Source organism: Streptomyces sp. WMMC1477 (assembly GCF_027460245.1).
Taxonomy (GTDB): domain Bacteria; phylum Actinomycetota; class Actinomycetes; order Streptomycetales; family Streptomycetaceae; genus Streptomyces.
Genome location: NZ_JAPZBD010000003.1, coordinates 1,587,049 through 1,605,232, shown reverse-complemented (window position 1 = coordinate 1,605,232; position 18,184 = coordinate 1,587,049). Strand labels below are relative to the sequence as shown.

Annotated in this window: 15 protein-coding genes and 1 other RNA gene; 10 read left to right on the top strand and 6 right to left on the bottom strand. The window is 71.8% G+C overall.

Annotated elements, in window-relative coordinates:
• Positions 1-302: 302 nt before the first annotated feature.
• The 4 genes from O7609_RS07365 to O7609_RS07350 all read left to right on the top strand — a co-directional run bounded on the left by O7609_RS07365 (position 303) and on the right by O7609_RS07350 (position 5,659).
• On the top strand, positions 303-2,075 hold the full coding sequence (locus tag O7609_RS07365; protein WP_269743271.1) for a serine/threonine-protein kinase: 1,773 nt from the start codon (positions 303-305) through the stop codon (positions 2,073-2,075).
• A gap of 122 nt (positions 2,076-2,197) precedes the next feature.
• Positions 2,198-3,421 carry a serine/threonine-protein kinase gene (locus O7609_RS07360; protein ID WP_269734149.1) on the top strand — a complete coding sequence of 408 codons (1,224 nt, stop codon included), beginning with the start codon at positions 2,198-2,200 and terminating at the stop codon, positions 3,419-3,421.
• A gap of 9 nt (positions 3,422-3,430) precedes the next feature.
• The gene (gene prfB / locus O7609_RS07355) at positions 3,431-4,546 is read left to right on the top strand and encodes a peptide chain release factor 2 (protein ID WP_269734148.1); all 1,116 of its coding nucleotides are present in this window, start codon (positions 3,431-3,433) and stop codon (positions 4,544-4,546) included.
• 303 nt (positions 4,547-4,849) lie between these two features.
• Positions 4,850-5,659 (top strand): hypothetical protein, encoded by an 810-nt coding sequence (locus tag O7609_RS07350; protein ID WP_269743270.1) that lies wholly within the window; start codon positions 4,850-4,852, stop codon positions 5,657-5,659.
• 85 nt (positions 5,660-5,744) lie between these two features.
• Here the strand turns inward: O7609_RS07350 and O7609_RS07345 are convergent, their stop codons facing one another.
• Entirely contained in the window at positions 5,745-5,936 is a 192-nt protein-coding gene (locus O7609_RS07345; protein ID WP_269734146.1) for a hypothetical protein, read from the bottom strand.
• Between the two features lie 221 nt (positions 5,937-6,157).
• On the opposite strand from O7609_RS07345, the gene ftsE reads away from it, so the two are divergent.
• The 6 genes from ftsE (at position 6,158) to O7609_RS07315 (ending at position 11,200) form a co-directional block, all read left to right on the top strand.
• Positions 6,158-6,847: a cell division ATP-binding protein FtsE gene (ftsE, locus tag O7609_RS07340; protein ID WP_219094347.1), complete on the top strand. Its 690-nt coding sequence runs from the start codon at positions 6,158-6,160 to the stop codon at positions 6,845-6,847.
• Between the two features lie 9 nt (positions 6,848-6,856).
• Positions 6,857-7,771 carry a permease-like cell division protein FtsX gene (gene ftsX / locus O7609_RS07335; RefSeq protein ID WP_269734145.1) on the top strand — a complete coding sequence of 305 codons (915 nt, stop codon included), beginning with the start codon at positions 6,857-6,859 and terminating at the stop codon, positions 7,769-7,771.
• A gap of 78 nt (positions 7,772-7,849) precedes the next feature.
• A complete protein-coding gene (locus tag O7609_RS07330; protein WP_269734144.1) occupies positions 7,850-8,995 on the top strand; it encodes a S41 family peptidase in 1,146 nt (381 codons plus the stop codon).
• Between the two features lie 17 nt (positions 8,996-9,012).
• Positions 9,013-9,492 carry an SsrA-binding protein SmpB gene (gene smpB / locus O7609_RS07325; RefSeq protein WP_269734143.1) on the top strand — a complete coding sequence of 160 codons (480 nt, stop codon included), beginning with the start codon at positions 9,013-9,015 and terminating at the stop codon, positions 9,490-9,492.
• 226 nt (positions 9,493-9,718) lie between these two features.
• Positions 9,719-10,090: a transfer-messenger RNA gene (gene ssrA, locus O7609_RS07320) on the top strand.
• A 315-nt stretch (positions 10,091-10,405) separates the two neighbouring features.
• Positions 10,406-11,200 carry an AfsR/SARP family transcriptional regulator gene (locus tag O7609_RS07315; RefSeq protein ID WP_269734142.1) on the top strand — a complete coding sequence of 265 codons (795 nt, stop codon included), beginning with the start codon at positions 10,406-10,408 and terminating at the stop codon, positions 11,198-11,200.
• Positions 11,201-11,232: 32 nt separating this feature from the next.
• Here the strand turns inward: O7609_RS07315 and O7609_RS07310 are convergent, their stop codons facing one another.
• The 5 genes from O7609_RS07310 to dxs all read right to left on the bottom strand — a co-directional run bounded on the left by O7609_RS07310 (position 11,233) and on the right by dxs (position 18,181).
• The gene (locus tag O7609_RS07310; RefSeq protein ID WP_269743269.1) at positions 11,233-12,495 is read right to left on the bottom strand and encodes a nucleotide sugar dehydrogenase; all 1,263 of its coding nucleotides are present in this window, start codon (positions 12,493-12,495) and stop codon (positions 11,233-11,235) included.
• Between the two features lie 9 nt (positions 12,496-12,504).
• Positions 12,505-13,620, bottom strand: coding sequence for a DegT/DnrJ/EryC1/StrS family aminotransferase (locus tag O7609_RS07305; protein ID WP_269734140.1), 1,116 nt, complete (start codon positions 13,618-13,620; stop codon positions 12,505-12,507).
• A 1-nt stretch (position 13,621) separates the two neighbouring features.
• Complete coding sequence (locus O7609_RS07300; RefSeq protein ID WP_269734139.1) at positions 13,622-14,806, bottom strand: DegT/DnrJ/EryC1/StrS family aminotransferase; 1,185 nt, start codon at positions 14,804-14,806, stop codon at positions 13,622-13,624.
• A 251-nt stretch (positions 14,807-15,057) separates the two neighbouring features.
• Positions 15,058-16,215, bottom strand: coding sequence for a flavodoxin-dependent (E)-4-hydroxy-3-methylbut-2-enyl-diphosphate synthase (ispG, locus tag O7609_RS07295; RefSeq protein WP_269734138.1), 1,158 nt, complete (start codon positions 16,213-16,215; stop codon positions 15,058-15,060).
• A 1-nt stretch (position 16,216) separates the two neighbouring features.
• Positions 16,217-18,181, bottom strand: a complete 1,965-nt coding sequence (gene dxs, locus O7609_RS07290) for a 1-deoxy-D-xylulose-5-phosphate synthase (protein ID WP_269737058.1) — start codon at positions 18,179-18,181, stop codon at positions 16,217-16,219.
• Positions 18,182-18,184 lie beyond the last annotated feature (3 nt).

Genomic DNA, 18,184 nt, shown 5'->3' with positions numbered 1-18,184 from the left:
CCGAGTTCACACCTGCTGTGGTGACACTTCTGACCAGCCGTGTACCTATCACGACCGGAACGGCTCGCGCTCGGTGAAGGGGGCCACCGACGCCGTCCTCAGCCCCGGGCAGAGGACGGCGTCGCCCGGTTCCCGGCCACCGTGGCGGCGCCTTGTCTACAGTGGAGCGCACGGCCCGCGCGCGGGAGCGGGCGGGCCGGGCCGCTGGACGAACGAGCAGACAGCGTCCAAGATCACTCAGGTCCGGATCGCTCCGGTCCCGACCACCCAGTCCGCCCAGGAACGACCAGGGAGCCGATGACGTGCGGCCCGTAGGCAGCAAGTACCTCCTCGAGGAGGCGCTCGGACGCGGCGCCACCGGCACCGTGTGGCGTGGCCGGCAGCGGGAGACGGCCGGCGAGGAGGCCGCCGTCGCCGGGAGCCCTGGCGAGCTGGTCGCGATCAAGGTGCTCAAGGAGGAGCTGGCGGGCGACCCCGACGTCGTCATGCGCTTCCTGCGCGAGCGCTCCGTGCTGTTGCGGCTCACGCACGAGAACATCGTGCGCACCCGCGACCTGGTCGTCGAGGGTGATCTGCTCGCCCTCGTCATGGACCTCGTCGACGGTCCCGACCTGCACCGCCATCTGCGGGAGAACGGGCCGCTGACACCCGTCGCCGCCGCCCTGATCACCGCTCAGATCGCCGACGCGCTCGCCGCGAGCCACGACGACGGCGTCGTCCACCGCGACCTCAAGCCCGCCAACGTCCTCCTCGCCGAGGACGGCGACGGCATGCGGCCCATGCTGACCGACTTCGGCATCGCCCGCCTGGCCGACTCGCCCGGCCTCACCCGCACCCACGAGTTCGTCGGCACCCCCGCCTACGTCGCGCCCGAGTCCGCCGAGGGCCGGCCCCAGACCTCCGCCGTGGACGTCTACGGCGCCGGCATCCTCCTCTACGAGCTGCTCACCGGCCGTCCCCCGTTCGGGGGCGGCACCGCGCTCGAGGTGCTCCACCGTCACCTGAACGAGGACCCCCGGCGCCCCGAGGGCCTGCCCGAGCCGCTCTGGACGGTCGTCGAGCGGTGCCTGCGCAAGCGCCCCCAGGAACGGCCGAGCGCAGCTGCCCTCGCCCGGGCCCTGCGGACCGTGGCCGCCGGGATCGCGCCGGACGCCGCCCCCGAGGAGCGCAGCGCCGCCCTGGGCGTGGCCGCCCTGCTGGCCCCCGACCCGAGCCCCGCCCCCGTCCCCGGCACCGGCGGCGCACCCGGCACCGCGGACGCCGACCCGACCCAGGTCCTCCCCGCCGGCAGCGGCGCCCCCGCGTTCGACCCGAACGCCGCGACCCGGATCATGCCGCACGGCGGACCGGGGGAGGGTGCCGGCCGCGGGGCGTCCGCCGCTCCGGGCGGCCTCGACGGCACGGCCGTCATGCCGCAGCACCCGCCCGCCGAGCCGAGCCCCGCCGCCGCCGAGGGCGGGGGTGCCCACCCCTGGGAGAGCCAGCTCCGGGCCGCCCGCGACCGCAACGCGCAGACGCAGTACCAGCCGCTCGACCCGGGCCAGGACCCGCTGCGGCGCCGCCCGCCGCGCCGCCCCGCGCCGCAGCAGCCCGACGGGGGCCAGCAGCCCGGGCCCGCTCAGCGGTCCGCCCGCGTGCAGCCGGCCGCCCCGGCGCCCGACCGGCAGGACTACGCGTCTCGCGCGCCTCAGCAGCCCCAGCAGTACCAGCAGCGTTCGGCGCCCCAGCAGTACCAGCAGGCGCCGCAGCCCTACCAGCAGCAGCCGCGGCACTACGAGCCGCAGCCGCAGCGGTACGAGGAGCGCCGCCCGGCTCGCGCGCCCCGGGAGCCGGGGCCGGCGAGGCGACGCGGCGCCAACCCCATGCGCATCCCGGGCCTGGGGTGCCTCAAGGGCTGCTTGTTCATGATCCTGATCCTCGCCGCGATCGTGGCGCTGGTCTGGAACTTCACCCCCGTTCCGGAGTGGGTGGCCGAGGGGCGCAGCTTCTGGGAGACGATGGTCGACTGGTTCGGGGAGATCCGCGAGGCCGTCGGCGCCCGGGTGGACGGCAGCGGCGGTCCGGGCGCCGGCTGAGCCACCGACGGCACCGGGGGACGGGCCGCCCAGGGCCGGTTTTCCACCCGAACACCCGCTATGTCCGAGGGAGTTTGGCGCAGCGGCTCACCACGGCCCCGGCGCCGGATACTTTGGACGCCATGGCACGGAAGATCGGCAGTCGATACACGGCCCACCAGATCCTCGGTCGCGGCAGCGCCGGCACGGTGTGGCTGGGCTCGGGGCCGGAGGGCCCCGTCGCGATCAAGCTCCTACGCGAGGACCTGGCGGCCGACCAGGATCTCGTCGGCCGCTTCGTCCAGGAGCGCGCCACGCTGCTGAGCCTGGACCACCCCCGGGTCGTCGGCGTGCGCGACCTCGTCGTGGACGGGCACGACCTCGCCCTCGTCATGGATCTGGTCCGCGGCTCGGACCTGCGCACGCAGCTCGACCGCGACCGGCGGCTTTCGCCCGCCGACGCCGTGCGCGTCGCGGCCGACATCGCCGACGCGCTGGCCGCCGCCCACGCGGCCGGCTACGTCCACCGCGACGTGAAGCCCGAGAACATCCTGCTGGACGAGGCGCACGGGCACGCGCTCCTCACCGATTTCGGTATCGCCCGGCTCATCGACGCGCCCCGGCGCGGGGGCGGCGGACGGGTTGTCGGCACACCCGACTACGTCGCGCCCGAGATCGTCGAGGGGCTGCCGCCTCGCGCGGCCGTGGACATCTACGCCCTGGCCACCGTGCTCTACGAGGCCCTGGCCGGGTTCACGCCGTTCGGCGGCGGCCATCCGGGCGCCGTGCTGCGCCGCCAGGTCACCGAGAGCGTCGCGCCGCTGCCCGGCATCCCCGACGAGCTGTGGCGGCTCATCCACCAGTGCCTGGCCAAGGCCCCCGCCTCCCGGCTGCGGGCGCCGGAGCTGGCGGCCCGGCTGCGGGAGCTGCATCCGCACCTGGCCGGCCAGCCCCCGCTGGACATCGACGAACCCGAGCCCGAGCCCGTCCCGCAGGAGGAGCCGCCCGCCTATGAGCCGCCGCCCGCCCGGGGCGCCGTGCCCCTGGTGCGCGGCACTCCGGCTCCGGACGCGGCGAACCGCGAGACGCACACCAGCATGCGGGTCCCCGCAGCTGACGAGCTCGCGGGCGGCGCCCGCGGCACGGCGCGCACGCCCCGCGCGCCCGGCCAGCCGCGCGCCGGATCCGCCCGGCACCGGGCCGCCGAGCGGCGGCGCCGACTGCGGCTCGGGGCCGCCGCCACGGTCGCCGCGGCGGCCCTCGGCGTCGGCGGCTGGCTCGCGTTCGGCGGCGACGGCGGGGACGAGGGCGGGGACCCTCCCGCGGTCGAGACGGACGGCGGACCCGGCGACGGGGCAAGCCGGTAGGCTGGAGGCGTGGCAGTCGTCGATGTATCCGAAGAGCTGAAGTCCCTCGCCTCCACCATGGAGTCGATCGAGGCCGTGATCGACCTCGACAAGATGAGGGCCGACATCGCCGTGCTCGAAGAGCAGGCGGCGGCCCCCTCGCTGTGGGACGATCCCGACAACGCGCAGAAGGTCACCAGCAAGCTCTCCTATCTGCAGGGTCAGCTTCGCCGGGTCGAGGAGCTGCACGGCCGCATCGAGGACACCGGGGTGCTCTTCGAACTGGCCGACACCGAGGACGACGCGGACGCCCGGGCCGAGGCCGAGGCGGAGCTGCAGTCGGTGCGCAAAGCCGTCGAGGAGCTGGAGATCCGCACGCTCCTCTCCGGCGAGTACGACGAGCGCGAGGCCATGGTCAGCATCCGTGCCGAGGCCGGCGGCGTCGACGCGGCCGACTTCGCCGAGCAGCTCCAGCGCATGTACCTGCGCTGGGCCGAGCGCCGCGGCTACCCGACGGAGGTCCTGGACACCTCCTACGCGGAGGAGGCGGGCATCAAGTCCACCACCTTCTCGGTCAAGGCCCCCTACGCCTACGGCACGCTCTCCGTGGAGCAGGGCACGCACCGCATGGTGCGCATCTCCCCGTTCGACAACCAGGGCCGTCGTCAGACGTCCTTCGCCGGTGTCGAGGTCATGCCCGTCGTGGAGCAGACGGACCACATCGACATCCCCGAGAACGAGCTGCGGGTCGATGTGTTCCGCTCCTCCGGCCCGGGCGGCCAGTCCGTCAACACCACGGACTCCGCGGTGCGCATGACGCACATCCCGACCGGCATCGTCGTCTCCTGCCAGAACGAGAAGTCCCAGATCCAGAACCGCGCGGCGGCCCTGCGCGTCATGCAGTCCCGGCTGCTGGCCCACCGCCGGGCCGAGGAGCAGGCCAAGATGGACGCCCTCAAGGGCGACGGCGGCAACTCCTGGGGCAACCAGATGCGTTCGTACGTGCTGCAGCCGTACCAGATGGTCAAGGATCTCCGCACCGAGCACGAGGTCGGCAACCCCCAGGGCGTCCTGGACGGCGACATCGACGGTTTCCTCGAGGCCGGGATTCGCTGGCGCAAGCAGCAGGAGACGCCGCAGAGCTGACCCCGGCCCCCGATCCTGTGTTGCATGGCTCACACCTGTCCGTCTTTGTCGACAAGTGGTCGCCGAGGCTGGACATTTCGCCCAGCCTTCGCTTGACGCTGGTGTGAAAACTGGGAAAGCTGTCCGATCAGCAGGCGTGTGTCAGGGACGAGTGCACAGGTGGGGGCGAGTGGGCGGCCCGGCCCGCAGAGTGGCCGTGGGCTCCCCGGTCGAGGTCCCCGGCACCACGAGCGCCCGGTACCGCTGCTCCATCGACACAAGAGCTACTGGGGGTAGTTGGTAGTGACCAATTCCAAGACGCGAGTGCGCGTTGCGCGGATCATCGCGGGGACGGTGTTCGCCGCGGGGGCTTCGCTGACGGTCGCCGGCGTCGCGCAGGCCGCCGGCAGCACCGGCACCGGCAGTGGTGACGGCGTCACCACGCAGGACGGCGCCGACGACGGTGGTCTGCTCACCGGCACGGTGACGGTCACCGGTGGCGGCTCCGGTGGTGACGAGCCGGAGGACCCGGAGGAGACGACGAGCGGCGGCAACACCGCGGATGGTGGGAACACCGCCGATGGCGGGAACACTGCTGACGGTGGGAACACTGCTGACGGTGGCAATACCGCGGATGGTGGGAACACCGCCGATGGCGGGAACACTGCTGACGGTGGCAATACCGCTGACGGCGGGAACACTGCTGACGGTGGGAACACCGCCGACGGTGGCAACTCCGCGGATGGTGGGAACACCGCCGACGGTGGCAACTCCGCGGATGGTGGGAACACCGCCGACGGTGGGAACACCGCGGACGGTGGCGGCACGGCCGACGGCGGCACCGCCAGCGGTGACACGACGAACGGCACCAGCGGTGACCCGCAGAGCACTGGCGGTACCGGCGGCGAGCAGCCGCAGACCACCGGCGGCGCCAACGAGGACATCACCACGCCGGAGCAGAAGCCGCAGCCGCAGCAGCCCGCCACCCCGCAGGGCGGTGGCGAGGAGCTGGCCGAGACCGGTTCGACCGAGACGGCCTTCCTGCTCGTCGGTGCCGCGACGATGATCGCCGGCGGTGTGGGCTTCCGCATGCTGCCCCGCCTCATGAACCGCAACGGCGCTGCCGCCGCCTGAGCCACAGGCGCGTAACGCGGACGCCAAGGGCCCGGACACCGTGGGTGTCCGGGCCCTCGCGCTGAGTTCCCGAGTGTCGTCGGCTTCAGAGTGCCAACTCGCCGGCGAGGAGGGACACGGAGAGCAGGGCCATGAGCAGGGCGAGCAGCATGGCGGGGGTGAGGGCCGCGAGCGGGCCCCCGCGGTGCAGCCGGTCCCGCTGGGCGCGGCAGACCGAACAGCGGGCCTCGCTGACGGGGCCGGCACAGTTGGCGCACACCAGTCGGTCGCATGTCATGCGATCTCCTCCTTCTTCGCGCCAACGCCCTCGTGGAGTGATTCGTTCCCCAAGGGTTGTCCTGCCCTCCACTGTGCCAGCCTTCACCCCGTGACGCATACGTGCGCAAATATCGGAGGCGGACTGCGACGGCACGGGCGCTTCGCGTAGGGTCAGCCCACTGACGGGGAGCCGCGCCGCGGCCTCCGCTCCCTCTACCCAGGTCGACGTGGTGTAAATCAGTGATCCGATTCGACAGTGTCTCGAAGACATACCCGAGGCAGGCTCGCCCGGCCCTCCGTGAGGTGTCGCTGGAGATCGAGCGTGGTGAGTTCGTCTTCCTCGTGGGTTCCTCCGGTTCCGGCAAGTCCACCTTCCTGCGGCTGGTTCTGCGGGAGGAGCGGGCGACGCACGGGCAGGTCCATGTGCTGGGCAAGGATCTCGGGCGACTGTCCAACTGGAAGGTGCCGCAGATGCGCCGCCAGCTGGGGACCGTCTTCCAGGACTTCCGGCTGCTGCCCAACAAGACGGTGGGGGAGAACGTCGCCTTCGCGCTCGAGGTGATCGGCAAGCCGCGAGGGCAGATCCGCAAGACGGTGCCCGAGGTGCTGGAGCTCGTCGGTCTGGGCGGCAAGGAGGACCGGATGCCGGGCGAGTTGTCCGGTGGTGAGCAGCAGCGCGTGGCGATCGCCCGGGCGTTCGCGAACCGGCCGATGCTGCTGATCGCCGACGAGCCGACCGGCAACCTGGACCCGCAGACCTCGGTTGGCATCATGAAGCTGCTGGACCGCATCAACCGCACCGGCACCACGGTCATCATGGCCACCCACGACCAGCAGATCGTGGACCAGATGCGCAAGCGCGTCATCGAACTCGAACAGGGCCGTCTCGTGCGCGACCAGTCGCGTGGCGTCTACGGCTATCAGCACTGAAAGGACGCCATGCGCGGCCAGTTCGTTCTCTCGGAGATCGGCACCGGTCTTCGCCGGAACCTCACGATGACGTTCGCGGTGATCGTGTCCGTCGGTGTCTCGCTCGCCCTGCTGGGCTCCTCGCTGCTCGCCAACCAGCAGATCAGCGCGATGAAGGGGTACTGGTACGACAAGGTCGAGGTCGCGATCTACCTCTGCAACAAGAACGACGCGGAGAACGATCCCGAACACTGCGACAGGGGTGCCGTCACCGGCCAGCAGAAGCGCGAGATCGAGGCGGACCTGAAGGAACTCGGCGTCGTCGAGAAGGTCTACTTCGAGTCGAAGGAGGAGGCCTTCAAGCACTACCAGGAGGAGTTCAGCGACTCCCCGCTGGCGACGTCCCTCACGCCGGACCAGATGCAGGAGAGCTTCCGCGTCAAGCTGAGCGACCCGACGCGCTACGACGTCATCGCCAGTGCCTTCGGCGGCCGGGCCGGGGTGCAGGAGGTGCAGGACCAGCGCGAGCTGCTGGCGCCGTTGTTCAGCCTGCTCGACGGCATGAGAACGGCGGCGCTCTTCGTGATGGCCCTGATGCTCCTCGTGGCCATGCTGCTGATCGTCAACACCGTCCGGGTCTCGGCGTTCAGCCGGCGCCGGGAGACGGGGATCATGCGGCTCGTGGGCGCCTCCAGCTTCTACATCCAGCTCCCGTTCATCCTGGAGGCGGCGATCGCCGGGCTGATCGGGGCGGGCGTGGCCTGCGGAATGCTGCTGCTCGGCAAGCTGGTGCTGATCGACGGCTTCCTGGCCGAGCGGCTCCAGGCGATCAACTTCGTGGGCTACGACGCGGTGTTCGGGCAGATGCCGTGGGTGGTCGCCGTAGGGGTCGCTATGCCCTCTCTGGCCGCCTTCCTCACGTTGCGCAAGTACCTGAACGTGTGAACCCGGTGTGAGATAGAACGCGAGCGCCGTACGGTCAAGCCGCCGTGCGGCGGCCCGCGCTGTCCTAGACTCCGCCTCATGTCGGGCTCGTGGATGTTCGTCCAGCCCCGCCGCATCGGCCGCGGGGCGGCTCTCCCCTTGGTCTTCGCGGGGGTGCTGCTGACCGGCTTCGCCACAGGGTCCTGGACGACGGACGGACCACCGCACGACGACGCGCGCGGGCCGGGCGGTATGCCGCCCGGCGCGGTCGCCGAGCCGGAGCGGAGCGGTGCCAACGACGCCCAGGACGCCGTGAGCCGCAGCGGGGACCGTTGGTCGGCCGCCTACACGGCGCGGGAGTACGAGGGCGTGCGGGAGGCCCTGGACGGCCGCTACGTCGGTGTGGGGATCGCCGTGCGCGGTGGCGACGGGGCCCCGGTGGAAGTGGCCCGGGTCACCGAGGGCAGCCCCGCCGCGCGGGCCGGAATCCGCCCCGGTGACCGGCTGCGCACGGTCGACGGGCGGGACGTGACCGGGCTGCCGGTGACGGAGGTCGTGGCACGGCTGCGCGGCGACGCCCTCGCGGTCCCCGAGGGCAGCCGCGTCGAGCTGGGCCTCGGCCGCGCCGGCCGGGAGTGGGACGCGACGCTGGAACGCGCCGGGCTGGAGACGGAGGCCGTCACCGTCGAGCGGCTGCGGCACGGCATCACCCGGCTCAAGGTGGCCGCGTTCACCACCGGCTCGGGCGAGGCCCTGACCGCGGCCGTGGCCGCCCTGCCCCCCGGTGAGGGCGTCGTGCTCGACCTCCGGGGCAACTCCGGGGGGCTCCTGTTGGAGGCCACGGAGGCCGCCTCGGCGTTCCTCGACGGCGGCCTGGTGGCCACCTGGGGCGAGGGCGAGGGCCAGCACGCGCTCTACGCCGAGCCGGGAGGGGACACCGAGAGCCCGCTGGTCGTTCTGGTGGACGGCGGCTCGATGAGCGCGGCCGAGCTGCTGGCCGGGGCCCTGCAGGACCGGGGCCGGGCGCTGGTCGTCGGCAGCCGGACCTTCGGCAAGGGGGCGGTTCAGGTGCCGTACGAGCAGCCGGACGGCTCGGTGGCCGAGCTGACCGTCGGCGAGTACGCCACGCCCGGGGGCCGGACCCTGGAGGGCGTCGGGCTGCAGCCGGACGTCGCGGTGGAGGGCGGCGAGAGCGCCCAGGACAAGGCCGTGACGGTATTGAGTGGCCTCGCCGCCCGGGCGTGAGGAACAATGGTCCGGTTATGGCTAAAGAGACCGGTCGCAAACTCATCGCGCAGCACAAGAAGGCCCGGCACGACTATCTGATCCTGGACACGTACGAGTGCGGTCTCGTACTGACCGGTACCGAGGTGAAGTCGCTGCGTCAGGGCCGCGCGTCCCTGGTCGACGGCTTCGCCCAGCTCGACGCGGGGGAGATGTGGCTGCACAACGTGCACATCCCCGAGTACAGCCAGGGCACGTGGACCAATCACAGCGCCCGGCGCAAGCGCAAGCTGCTGCTGCACCGGGCGGAGATCGACAAGCTCACCGGAAAGATGCACGAGAGCGGCCTCACCCTGGTGCCGCTGTCGCTGTACTTCAAGGACGGCAAGGCGAAGGTCGAGCTGGCTCTCGCCCGCGGTAAGCGGGAGTACGACAAGCGGCAGACGCTGCGGGAGAAGCAGGACCGGCGGGAGGCCGACCGGGCCATCTCCGCCGCCCGGCGCCGCGCCCGGCGGTAGGCCGCGGCGGCGGCGTCCCGGTGTCGGGCCCCGAGGGCACCCGGGCCCCGAGGGGCCGCTGGGTGCCGGGCTGCCCCCGGGCGGTCGCCGGACGGGCGTCCGCGCCATGCGGGAATACAGTGGCCGGGATGTGCGTTGATCCCGTACGATAGGCGGCAGCAGTGCCGCGCAGGGCCGTCACCGGAGGTCAAGGCCACCGGGTTCTCGCGGGTTGTCAAGTGAACATGGGGATGATCGGTTTCGACAGCGGATGTCGAAGCAGGGGAAGCGAGCCGAGGAACGCGGCAATGATCTCGTTAACCACGGGCCGCAAAAAAATAATCGCCAACACCAAGCGCGATTCCTTCGCCCTCGCTGCCTGAGCAGCGACCTGCGAAGTGTCAGCCCGGGTGCGTTCCCGACCCGGTTCCTGGCATCAGCTAGGGAACTCACCGCGTAGACCCGGTCACGGGGTCTGCCGGGACATCACACAGTGACTGAGCCCGTCGGCAGCTTGTCTGCGTGACTGCCGGGGCTGAGAAAAGCACAGCAGACTGCGCTCGGAGAAGCCCTCCTTCCACTTCGTTGGACGCGGGTTCGATTCCCGCCATCTCCACTACACGGGCGAAGGCCCCCGCCACCGGCGAGGGCCTTCGCCCGTTTCCCGGCCCGGGCGCCCGCGCGGCCCGTCCACAGTCGTTCGCAACCGTTCGCCGAATATCGTCGCCGTCGGCAACTCGCGGGAGGCGCAACGTTGTTGGCGTGCAGCCACCGGGTTACTGTGGGTTTCGAGCGTATGGCTTTCTTATTCACGACGGGGGTTGAACGGGGTTGAAGCCGCGCTGGGTCGCCGAGCCGTACCGTGGATCCGGTGTGACCTCGTTCCAACGTGCTCTAGAGCATCTCGGCAGTTTGGAAAGGTCACGAGAACTTCATGGAATTCTCCATTCTTGGACCACTGCGGCTCACGGACGAGGGACGGTCCTATACACCGACGGCGCCGAAGCAGCGGCAGCTCCTGGCCCTGCTGATCCTCAACGCGAACCACGTGGTCACCACCGGGTCCTGCTTCGAGGAGCTGTGGGGCCCGACGCCGCCGAACGCCGCGCTGTCCACGCTCCACTCCTACGTCCTCCAGCTGCGGCACGCGCTGAAGCGGGTGCCGCGGATCGGCACACTGCAGGCAGCCCGCCGAATCCTGGAGACCCGGGACGGCGGGTATCTGCTGGCGGCCGAACCGACGGCGCTCGACGTCCAGCGGTTCTCCGCCCTGGTGCGCGAGGGCCGGGCCGAGCTGGGGCAGGACGACGCCTCCGCGTCCAAGCTGCTGCGCGAGGCGCTGACCCTCTGGCAGGGCTCCGCCCTCGCCGACGTGCAGGCGGGACCGGTGCTGCGGGCCCATATCGTCGGCCTGGAGGAGGACCGCCTGACCGTCCTGGACCAGTGCCTGGACGCCGAGCTGCGGCTGGGCCGCCACCAGGAGCTGCTGGGGGAGCTGAGCCGGCTCGTGACCCTGCATCCCACCCACGAGAACTTCAACGCCCAGCTCATGCTGGCCCTGTACCGCTCGGGGCGGCGCACCCAGGCCCTGGAGGTCGTGCTGCGCCTGCGCAAGATCCTCAACACCGACCTGGGCATCGAGCCCTCGCCCCGGGTGCACCAGCTCCAGCAGGCGATCCTCGCCTGTGACCCGCGGATCGACCCGCCGACCCTGGCTCACGATGCGTGAACCGGCGTCGGCGGGCGGTCGGCGGGCCCGTCTCACAGGGATTCCACGTGCTCACCCGGGGTGAGACGCCGGCGGCAGTCGAACACGTAACGGGCCGCTGAGGCGACGGCCTCGTAGTCGACGCCGTCGTGGTCGGTGACCAGCAGCACGGCGTGTGCCCGCGCCAGCTCCTCGGGGCTGAGCTCGGTGCGGGTCACGCCGTCGATGCTGACGTCCTCCGTGACGAACGGGTCGACGGCCCGTACCTCCGCCCCGGCCTCCACCAGCAGCTCGGCTATCTCCAGCGCCGGGGACTCACGCAGGTCACCGGTGTTGGGCTTGTAGGCCAGGCCCAGCATCAGGATGCGGGAGCCCGTCATCGTCTGCCGGCGCCGGTCCAGGCCCCGGGTGAGCCGCCGCACGACGTACTCGGGCATCTGGCTGTTCAGCTCGTCGGCCAGTTCCACCAGCCGGAACCGTCGGCTCGACGTCCGCTCGACCTTCCAGGACAGGTAGAGCGGGTCCACGGGCAGGCAGTGGCCGCCGACACCGGGGCCCGGGGTGAAGCGCATGAAGCCGAAGGGCTTGGTGGAGGCGATGTCCAGGGCCTCCCAGACATCCGCGCCGATGCCCTCGGCATGCGTGGCCAGCTCGTTGACCAGGGCTATGTTCACGTGCCGGAAGGTGTTCTCCATGACCTTCGCCAGCTCCGCGATCCGCGGGGTGCGAGCGGTCACGACCTCCTCGACGATGGCCGAGTAGAACGCGGTGACCCGGGCCAGCGAGGGCTCGTCGACGCCGGACACGACCTTGGGCGTCGTCTCGAACGTCCATCGGGCGTTGCCCGGGTCGATGCGCTCGGGGCTGTAGCCGAGATGGAAGTCCGTGCCCGGCTCGAGCCCGGAGCCCTCGTGCAGCAGGGGCGCGAGGAGCTCCTCCGTCGTCCCCGGGTAGCTCGTGGACTCCAGGATCACCGTGGCGCCCGGGGTGAGCACCTCGGCCAGGGCGTTTCCCGCGCTCTCGACGGCGCTGAGGTCGGGCACGCCCTCGTGCAGGGGCGTGGGGACCGTGATCACCGCGATGTCGAAGCCCGCGAGGTCCGCGGCGTCCATGCTCGGGCGGTAGGTCCCCTCGTCCAGCACGGCCCGCAGTCGCTCGGAGGAGACGTCACCGACGTACGACTCACCGACGGCGAGCTTCTTCACCCGGGACTCGGAGATGTCGTACCCGACGACCCGGTACCCCTTCTCCGCCGCCGCGACGGCGAGCGGCAGACCGACGTACCCCTGGCCGAGCACCACCACTGTGGAGGTCATCGCAGCTCCTTAATCGAAGAACTCGCACACCGCGTCGGCGATGTACTCCACCTGGGCGTCGCTCAGGTGCGGCCAGATCGGTATGGCCAGGTTGTGGTCGCTCGCGTACTGGGCGCCCGGCCACTGCGCGCCCTCGGGGGCGAAGCCGCTGAAGGCCGGCTGCCCGGGGAGCGGCACCGGGTAGTAGACGTGGGTGCCGATGCCCTTCTCCGTGAGCCAGGCGCGCAGGTCCCCGCGGCGGCGGGCCAGGAGCGAGTACACGTAGTAGCAGCGGCCGTTGCGCCCGGCGGGCGGTGGGGTGACGCCCCGCTCGGCCAGCGGTGTGAAGCGCTCCGTGTAGTAGTCGGCGATGCGGGCCCGGCGCTCCAGCCGCTCCTCGAAGCCGCCGTGCCGGTGGAGCTGGAACGCCGCGGTCACCTCGTCGAAGCGGCTGTTCTGGCCGACCCGGTGGTGCAGGAACCGGGTGATGCCGTCCTGGCCGTGGTTGCGCAGCATCCGCACGGTGCGGGCGAGTTCCGGGTCGTCGGTGAGGACGACGCCGCCCTCCCCCGCCGTGCCGAAGGCCTTGACCTGGAAGAACGAGAAGACGCCCAGATCGCCCCAGCGGCCCGCGGGAACGCCGTCGAGCACCGCGCCCTCGGCCACCGCCGCGTCCTCGATGACCGGAACGCCGTGGTGCTGCGCGATCTTCGTGATGCGCGGCATGTCCGCCATGATCGAGAAGATGTGGGCGGGCATCACGGCCTTCGTCCGCTCCGTGATGAGCGGCTCCATGGCCGCCGGGTCGATCACCATCGTGTGCGGGTCGACGTCGGCGAAGACGGGCGTGGCGCCGAGGTTGGCCACCGAGCTGGCGACCGGCTGGCAGCAGAAGGCCGGGACGACGACCTCGTCGCCGGGGCCGATGCCGAGCGCCTGCACGGCGAGGTTGAGCCCGCCGGTGCCGCTGGAGCAGGCGACGACGTGCTCCGCGCCCGTGGACTTCTTCAGCTCCTCCTCCAGCCGCGCGGTGCGGCGGCCGAGGATGAACTTCTGCTCCGGGTCCGTGCCGACCTCGTGGAGCAGGTCGAGAAAGGCCTCCCGGTCCGTCTCGAAGAGGTCCGGCGGGAAGAAGGGAATGGTCACGTCACTGCCTCCCGGCGTAGAAGTCGGCGATGGCGGCGCAGACGGACTCGACGTGCGCCTCGGTCATGTCGGGGTAGAGCGGCAGCGCGATCGTGCGGCGGCAGGCCGCCTCGGCGTTGGGGAAGCCGCCGGGCCGGGCGGGCAGCTCCGCGTACGCGGGCTGGGAGGCGATCGTGCGCGGGTAGTACGTCTCGGTGCCGATGCCGCGCTCGGTGAGGTGGGCGGCCAGCCCGTCCCGCCGCTCGACCTCGATCGTGTAGACGTAGAAGACCGGGTCGCTCGCGGCGGCGCGCGGCACGATGCGGGGCACGGCCAGCACGCCGTCGGTGCCGCGCAGCCGTTCGGTGTAGGCGTCCGCCAACTCCCGTCGGCGGGCGATGTCCTGGTCGAGCCGGGAGAGCTTGGCCAGGAGCACGGCGGCCTGGACGTCGTCCATCTTGCTGTTGGTGCCCGACTCGCCGGAGAGGTTGGATATCCCGGCGATGTGGTCGATCGTCCGGCCCATGCGGCCGTGGTGGCGCAGCGTTCCGGCCCGCTCCGCCAGCGTGCCGTCGTCGGTCAGGACCGCGCCGGCGTCCCCGAGGGCGCCGAGCGTCTTGGTGGGGAAGAAGGAGAGCACGCCGCCGGTGCCGAGCAGCCCGCCGTGCCTGCCGTCCCAGCGCATGCCGATGGCCTCCGCGCTGTCCTCGAGCACCAGCAGGCCGTGCCGCTCGGCCACCGCGCCGAGGGCGGCCATGTCGGCGAGCTGGCTGAAGAGGTGGACGGGCATGATCGCCCGAGTGCGCTCGGTGACGGCGGCCTCGACGGAGGCCGCGTCCATGCCGTAGTCACCGTCCGCCGTGATGTCGGCGAAGACGGGCGTGGCCCGGGCCATGGTGACGGCCGAGGCGCTGGCGAAGAAGGAGAACGCGGGGACGATGACCTCGTCACCGGGCTGGATTCCGGCCGCGCGCAGCAGCAGGACCAGAGCGTCCGTTCCGCTGTTGACGGCTATCGCGTGCCGGGCTCCGGTGTATTCGGCGAGCGCGCGCTCGAATTCCTGGACCTTGCGGCCGTGGGAGAACTTTCCGCGGTCGAAGACCTCTTCGGTGTGCTGCCGGATGAGCGGCCAGAGAGCTGTGAAGGACTCCCTCTGGTCGAAGAACGGGACCGGTGTGGGCCGGGCGGCGGTAGAGGTGGTCACCATGGAAAAGGACCTTAGAAAGACGATGTCCGAGTGGGCTACGACAAGAAGTTGCCGGGTGGCGTTGCCAGCGGCGGGCGGCTGCCTTTCCGCCCTTGTCAGTGAGTGGTTTGGCCGGTGAGCCCGGGAGCCGGTGAGCCGGGCGCCGGTGACCGCGGGGCGGGGGGACCGGCCGGCAGCGGGAGCCGCCGAGCCCGGTCCCGGCCGGAGGCGGGAACGGGTTCCCCGCCTCCGGCCGGCTGCCGCGGGAACGCTCAGGGGTGCGCGGTGATCTCGGGTTCGCCGGAGGGGGTGCCCTCGCTCTCCATCTGCTGGGCGATCTTCATCGCCTCCTCGATGAGGGTCTCCACGATCTTCGACTCCGGCACGGTCTTGATGACCTCGCCCTTCACGAAGATCTGCCCCTTCCCGTTGCCCGAGGCCACCCCCAGATCCGCCTCCCGCGCCTCACCGGGGCCGTTGACCACACACCCCATCACCGCGACACGCAACGGCACGTCCATCCCCGTCAGCCCCGCCGTGACCTCCTCGGCCAGCTTGTACACATCCACCTGCGCCCGCCCGCACGACGGACACGACACGATCTCCAGCCCCCGCTCCCGCAACCCCAGCGACTCCAGGATCTGGATACCGACCTTCACCTCCTCGGCCGGCGGCGCCGACAACGACACCCGGATCGTGTCCCCGATCCCCTCACTGAGCAGCGCACCGAACGCCACCGCCGACTTGACCGTCCCCTGGAACGCCGGACCCGCCTCCGTCACCCCCAGATGCAGCGGATAGTCACACCGCTGCGCCAGCAGCCGGTAGGCGTTCACCATCACCACCGGATCGTTGTGCTTCACCGAGATCTTGATATCCCCGAACCCGTGCTCCTCGAACAGCGAGCACTCCCACAACGCCGACTCCACCAACGCCTCCGGCGTCGCCTTGCCGTACTTGCGCAGCAACCGCTGGTCCAGCGACCCCGCGTTCACCCCGATCCGGATCGGCGTCCCCGCCGCGGAGGCCGCCCTCGCGATCTCCTTCACCTTGTCGTCGAACTGCTTGATGTTCCCCGGATTCACCCGCACCGCCGCACAGCCCGCGTCGATCGCCGCGAACACGTACTTCGGCTGGAAATGAATATCGGCGATCACCGGGATCTGCGACTTCCGCGCGATCGTGGCCAACGCGTCCGCGTCGTCCTGCGTCGGACACGCCACCCGCACGATCTGACACCCCGAAGCCGTCAGCTCCGCGATCTGCTGCAGCGTCGCCCCCACGTCCGAGGTACGCGTCGTCGTCATCGACTGCACGGACACCGGGGCGTCCCCGCCCACGGCCACCGAGCCCACCTGGATCTTCCGGCTGACCCGGCGCTCGGCGAGCTTGATCGGTACGGACGGCATTCCCAGCGCAACCGCTGTCATGTCAGGCCCCCTTGAGCCGCTGAGGATGATGCTCGGGCACGGCGGTGGGCTGGGCCGGCGCCTCGGTGGCGCTCAGCAGTTCCCCGACGGTGCCCGCGATGTTCTCGGCCGTCAGCCCGGACTCGGCCAGCACCTGGCCCCGGCTGCCGTGTTCGAAGAAGGTCTGGGCGAGGCCGCACGTACGCACCGGCACGCGCACACCCGCCTGTTCGACCTCCCGCGCCACCGCCGCGCCGACGCCACCGACGACGCCGTTGTCCTCCAGGGTGACGACGAGCCGGTGCCGGTCCGCGAGCTTCACCAGCGCGGGGTTGACCGGCTTGACCCAGCACGGGTCCACCACGGTGGCGGCGACGCCCGCCTCCGCGAGCCGGTCCGCCGTCTCCAGAGCCAGACCCGCCAGCGCGCCGACGGCGACGATCAGGACCTCGGCCTCCCCCTCGGGCCGGGCCAGGACGTCCACGCCGTCGACCGTCTCCACGGCCTCGACGTCGGCGCCCACGTTCCCCTTGGGGAACCGGACCACCGTCGGCCCGTCCGAGACGGCCAGCGCCTCCCGGAGCTGGCGGCGCAGCCGGACCGCGTCGCGCGGTGCCGCGACCTGGAGGCCGGGCACGACCTGGAGGACGGACAGGTCCCACATGCCGTTGTGCGAGGCCCCGTCGCTGCCCGTGGCCCCCGCGCGGTCGAGCACGAAGGTGACCGGCGCGCGGTGCAGCGCCACGTCCATCAGCACCTGGTCGAACGCGCGGTTGAGGAAGGTGGCGTAGACGGCGACGACGGGGTGCAGCCCGCCCGCGGCGAGCCCGGCGGCCGAGGTGACGGCGTGCTGCTCGGCGATGCCCACGTCCAGCACCCGCTCCGGGTGGAGGTCCGCGAACTCCCCCAGCCCGACGGGCTGGAGCATGGCCGCGGTGATGGCGACGACGTCCTCCCGCTCCGCGCCGACCTTGACCATCTCCTCGGAGAACACCGACGTCCAGGACCGGCCCGCCGGCTTGCCGCCGCCCGCCGAGGCGCTGGGTGCGGCGCCGACCGCGTGGAAGCAGTCCGCCTCGTCCTGCTCGGCGGGCGCGTAGCCCTTGCCCTTGGTCGTCACGCAGTGGACGATGACCGGCCCGCCGAAGGCTCTGGCCCGCCGCAGCGCCCGTTCGACCTCGTCGACGTCGTGTCCGTCCACCGGGCCGACGTACTTCAGCCCCAGGTCCTCGAAGAGGCCCTGGGGGGCGACGAGGTCCTTCAGGCCCTTCTTCGCCCCGTGCAGGGTCTGGAAGAGCGGTCCGCCGATCATCGGCGTCTGCTGGAGTGCCTCCTTCCCCCAGGACAGGAAGCGCTCGTAGCCCTGGGTGGTGCGCAGCGTCGTCAGGTGCCGGGCCAGCCCGCCCCGGGTGGGGGCGTAGGAGCGGCCGTTGTCGTTGACGACGATGACGAGGGGCAGGTCGTCGCTCGTGGCGATGTTGTTGAGCGCCTCCCACGCCATCCCGCCGGTGAGCGCGCCGTCCCCGATGACGGCGGCCACGTGCCGGCCGGCCGCGCCGCGCAGCCGGACCGCCCGCGCCAGGCCGTCGGCGTAGGAGAGCGCGGTGGAGGCGTGCGAGTTCTCGATGACGTCGTGCTCGGACTCGGCCCGCGAGGGATAGCCGGACAGGCCGCCACGGGAGCGCAGACCGGTGAAGTCCTTGCGCCCGGTGAGCAGCTTGTGCACGTAGGACTGGTGCCCGGTGTCCCACAGCACGCGGTCGTCCGGGGAGTGGAACACCCGGTGCAGGGCGATCGTCAGCTCGACGACGCCGAGGTTGGGGCCGAGGTGGCCGCCCGTGCGCGTCACCGAGGTGACCAGCACGTCGCGGAGCTCGGCCGCCAGGGCGGGCAGCGCGGACGGCGGCAGGGCCCGCAGGTCCTCCGGGCCCTCGATGCCGTCCAGCAGCGGCGTGCGCGGACCGTCCCCCGCGGCGGGACGGGACATGTG